The sequence below is a fragment of the Yoonia sp. genome (assembly GCF_036770585.1).
Lineage (GTDB): Bacteria > Pseudomonadota > Alphaproteobacteria > Rhodobacterales > Rhodobacteraceae > Yoonia.
The window spans coordinates 1-4,721 of record NZ_DAIPIW010000118.1; the positions used below are offsets into that span (position 1 = coordinate 1).

The 4,721-nt window shown below is 63.7% G+C and carries 3 protein-coding genes; 1 reads left to right on the forward strand and 2 read right to left on the reverse strand.

The annotated features are described in order from the left end of the window. Both V7N12_RS13670 and V7N12_RS13675 read right to left on the reverse strand, forming a co-directional pair. Positions 1 to 1,486 (reverse strand): AMP-binding protein (locus tag V7N12_RS13670; protein ID WP_333715196.1); only part of this gene is annotated, 1,486 nt, incomplete at its 3' end. A 100-nt stretch (positions 1,487 to 1,586) separates the two neighbouring features. Next, a complete protein-coding gene (locus V7N12_RS13675) occupies positions 1,587 to 3,866 on the reverse strand; it encodes an NADP-dependent malic enzyme (protein WP_333715198.1) in 2,280 nt (759 codons plus the stop codon). 121 nt (positions 3,867 to 3,987) lie between these two features. Between V7N12_RS13675 and V7N12_RS13680 the strand changes: the two genes are divergently transcribed. Continuing rightward, a partial coding sequence (locus tag V7N12_RS13680; protein WP_333715199.1) for a cupin domain-containing protein occupies positions 3,988 to 4,721 on the forward strand: 734 nt, incomplete at its 3' end.

Consider the following 4,721-nt stretch of genomic DNA (forward strand, 5'->3'; position numbering starts at 1 on the left):
CATCGGTGCGCGCCATGATGTAGAGGTATCCGTCCTCGTCGATCATGCCCGCGTCGCCTGTCTCGTAGTAGCCGGGGAAGGTGTGAAGGTAGCTTTTCTTGAACCGCTCTTGCGCATTCCAGAGCGTCGGCAGCGTGCCCGGGGGCAGGGGGAGCTTCACCGCGATGGCGCCCAGCTCGCCCGGTTTCATCGGGTGGCCTGCCTCGTCAAGGATCTGCACGTCGTAGCCCGGCATCGCCACGGTGGGCGAGCCGATCTTGACCGGCAGGGCCTCGATCCCTGTCGGATTGCCCGCGATGGTCCAGCCGGTTTCGGTCTGCCACCAGTGGTCATAGACGGGCACGTTCATGACGCGCTGCGCCCATTGAATCGTGTCGGGGTCGGCGCGTTCACCGGCAAGATAAAGCGCGCGCAGGTGCGAGATGTCGAAGCGCGTGATCAACTCGCCCTTTGGGTCATCGCGCTTGATCGCGCGAAAGGCCGTGGGGGCGGTGAAGAAGGACCGGACCTTGTGTTCGGCGATCACCCGCCAAAAGGTGCTGGCGTCGGGGGTGCCGACGGGCTTGCCCTCGAACACGACGGTGGTGTTTCCGGCAATCAGCGGCGCGTAGCAGATGTAGGAATGGCCCACGACCCAGCCCACGTCGGAGGCCGCCCAGAAGACATCACCGGGATCGACGTTGTAGATCGCCTTCATGGTCCAGTGCAGCGCCACGAGGTGCCCGGCGGTCGGGCGCACGACGCCTTTGGGTGCGCCGGTGGTGCCGGACGTATAGAGGATATAGGCAGGGTGATCACCTGCGACGGGGACGCAATCGGCGGGGGGCACGCCTTCCTGCACCTCGTGCCAGTCGAAATCGCGCCCCGGGGTCAGCGTGGCGCGCTCTTGCGGGCGCTGGTAGATGACGCAGAAATCGGGCTTGTGTGTCGCCTGATCAATCGCACCGTCCAGCAGCGGCTTGTAATGCACGACGCGCCCCGGTTCGATCCCGCAGGAGCCCGCGATGATCGCTTTCGGTCTGGCATCGTCGATCCGCACCGCCAGTTCATGCGCTGCAAAGCCGCCGAAAACGACCGAGTGGATCGCCCCGAGACGCGCGCAGGCCAGCATCGACTCCAGCGCTTGCGGGATCATCGGCATGTAGATGATGACGCGGTCGCCCTTTTCGATGCCCTTGGCCTTCAGCGCACCGGCAAGCGATGCGACGCGGGTTTGCAGGTCGGCGTAGGTGATCGTTTCCTTGGTGTCGGTGACGGGGCTGTCGTAGATGATCGCCGCCTGATCGCCGCGCCCGTTCGCGACGTGGCGGTCGACCGCATTATAGCAGGTATTGACCTTCGCATCGGTGAACCATTCATAGAAGGGCGCGCGGCTGTCGTTCAGCGCCTTGGTCGGTGCGACGTCCCAGTCGATGGCCCTGGCCTGTTCCATCCAGAATGCTTCCGGATCGGCCTTCCATGCCGCGTAAACCTCTGCGTAGCCCATGATGTCCCTCCCGATGGTCTTGGGACGGATTGTTACGACCGGCCAGAGAGGGCGGCAAGAAAAACTGCGCGCGTGACAGGTGCAGGTGTAAACTTATTGACTACCCGTAATGGGTGACCGGCGTGCCTGCGACCGCGCTCATGTTCAGAAGGCCGCGCGCGGTGATCGAGGGTGTCACGATATGGCACCGGTTGCCCATGCCCATCAGGATCGGTCCGACCTCTAGCCCGCTGCCCTTCATTTTCAGGATATTGCGCACGCCAGAGGCCGCATCGGTATTGGCGAAAACCAGCGTATTGGCCGCACCCGGCAGGTGGGCGGCAGGGAAGACGCGGTTGCGCAGTTCCACATCGAGGGCCGCATCGACATGCATCTCGCCCTCGTAGGCGAAATCGCGCGGGATGCTGTCGAGGATCGCCATCGCGGCCCGCATCCGGCGCCCGCTGTCGGTGTCGAGGTTGCCGAACTGGCTGTGCGAGCAAAGCGCGATCTGCGGCTCGACCCCGAAGCGGCGCACATGGCGTGCCGCGCCGATGACGGTTTCGGCGATCTGGTCGGGTGTCGGCTCGGGGTGGACCTGGGTGTCGGCGATGAACAGCGGTCCGTCTTCGAGGATCATCAGCGAAAGCGCACCGACAGGATGGTGGGCCGCATCCCCCAGAACCTGGCAGACATAGTTCAGGTGCCACAGGTATTGTCCGAAAGTGCCGCAGATCATGCTGTCCGCCTCTCCGCGATGCACCATGACGGCGGCAATGGCGGTGGTATTGGTGCGCATGATCGCCTTCGCCAGATCGGGTGTCACCCCCTTGCGCGCCATCAGGTCATGATAGGTCCCCCAATAATCGCGATAGCGGGGGTCATTCTCGGGGTTGACGATGTTGAAGTCGATGCCGGGCCGGATCTTGAGGCCCGCGCGTTCGCAGCGCCGCTCGATCACCTCGGGGCGGCCGATCAGGATCGGGGTATCGGTGGTTTCTTCCATGATCGCCTGTGACGCACGCAGCACGCGTTCATCCTCGCCCTCGGCAAAGACGATGGTGCGGGTGGCGGTGCGGGCGGCGTCGAAGACAGGCCGCATGATCATCGCGGACTTGAAGACCGAGCCGTCCAGCTTGGCCTTGTAGGCTTTCATGTCCGCGATGGGCCGCGTGGCGACGCCGGTGGCGATCGCGGCCCCTGCCACGGCACTGGCGACAACGCCCATCAGGCGCGGGTCAAAGGGTTTGGGGATCAGGTAATCGGCGCCGAAGGTCAGCTGCTCGCCCTGATAGGCGGCGGCAGCCTCGGCGCTGGTGGTGGCGCGGGCGAGGGCGGCGATGCCTTCGACGCAGGCGATCTTCATCTCGTCGTTGATCTCGGTCGCACCCACGTCCAGCGCGCCGCGGAAGATGAACGGAAAGCACAGGACATTGTTCACCTGATTGGGAAAGTCGCTGCGGCCCGTGGCGATGATGGCCTTGGGGTTGGCCGCGCGGGCATAGGCGGGGTCGATTTCGGGGTTGGGATTGGCAAGCGCGAAGATGATCGGGCGGTCGGCCATCTTGGCGACCATCTGGGGTTTCAGCACACCGGGCCCCGAAAGACCAAGGAACAGGTCCGCACCGGCGATCACGTCATCCAGCGTCGCGGGTGTCGTCCCTTGGGCATATTCCGCCTTTTGCGGCGTCATGTCCGCCTCGCGGCCATGATACACAAGGCCTTCGATATCGCAGAGATAGACGTTCTCGCGCCTGACACCCAGCTTCAGCAGCATGTTCAGGCAAGCGATCCCCGCCGCGCCGCCGCCGGTGCTGACGATCTTGATATCCTCGAACCTTTTGCCTGCGATCTGCAGCGCGTTCACCGCCGCCGCGCCGACCACGATGGCGGTGCCGTGCTGGTCGTCATGGAATACGGGGATGTTCATCCGCTCGCGGCAGAGCTTTTCCACGATAAAGCAGTCTGGGGACTTGATGTCTTCCAGATTGATCGCGCCGAAGGTCGGTTCCAGCGCACAGACGATATCGGCGAGTTTCACCGGATCAGGTTCGTTCAACTCGACATCGAAACAGTCGATATTGGCGAATTTCTTGAACAGGACGGCCTTGCCCTCCATCACCGGTTTGGACGCCAGCGCCCCGATGTTCCCAAGGCCCAAGACGGCTGTTCCATTGGTCACAACTGCGACAAGATTGCCCCGCGCGGTGTAATCGCGCGCGGTCTCGGGGGCTTTCTTGATCTCCAGACAGGCCTCGGCCACGCCGGGTGAATAGGCGCGGGCAAGGTCGCGCCCATTGGCCAGGGGCTTGGTGGCGCGGATCTCCAGCTTTCCGGGCTTGGGGAACTGATGGTAGTCCAAAGCCGCCTGTCTGAGGCTGTCTTTCGCGTCGTCTGCCATCCTGACCTCCCGAGATGGTTTAATGTTAAACCAGTTTCTTTCCGTTGCGTAAGTCTCGGGCCTGTTATGCACGGATCGTTCGATCTTGCAATTCATTGTCGGGGGCGACAGGCTGCGTATCATGAGCGAGCAAAGCGAAATACGTGCCGAAGTCTGCCTGCCGACGGTCGATCTGCGATCGGACCTTGGTTTCTTCGGCGGTGTCTTGGGGATGCGGCTGGATATGATCTATCCCGCCGATGATCCGCGCGTGGCGGTCTATTCCGGTCACGGGCTGCGGGTGCGGCTGGACCAAACGGTCGGCAGGGCGCCCGGTATCCTGCGGATACTGACGGATGACACCGGATTTGCGGGTGGCGAAACGCTGTTGACCTCGCCCGGCGGCACACGGGTCGAGGTGCATCCGCTGAACCCGCCGCTGGACCTGCCGACCACCGACCATGCCTTTGTCGTGCGCCGCCTTGCCGATCAGGCCCCTTGGGTGATCGGGCGGGCGGGGATGCAGTATCGCGATCTGATCCCCAGCCGCCTTGGCGGGTCGATCATCGCGAGCCACATCCGCATCCCGGACGGCGGCCCGGTCCCCGACATGGTGCATTTCCACAAGGTCGGGTTCCAGTTGATCTTTTGCTATCGCGGCTGGGTCGATGTCGTCTACGAGGATCAGGGCCCGCCGATCCGCCTGACCGCTGGTGACTGTTTCATCCAGCCGCCCGAAATCCGCCATCGCGTGCTTGAGGCCTCGGACGGGATCGAGGTGATCGAGATCGGCGTGCCCGCCGAACATGTCACCGAGATCGACCACGAGATGACGCTGCCCACACCCCATCTGCGCCCTGACCGCGAATGGCAGGG

Bases quoted from the DNA above. Each gene is read 5' to 3' on its own strand.
- V7N12_RS13675 (WP_333715198.1), bottom strand. From the start codon at position 3,866: ATGGCAGACGACGCGAAAGACAGCCTCAGACAGGCGGCTTTGGACTAC.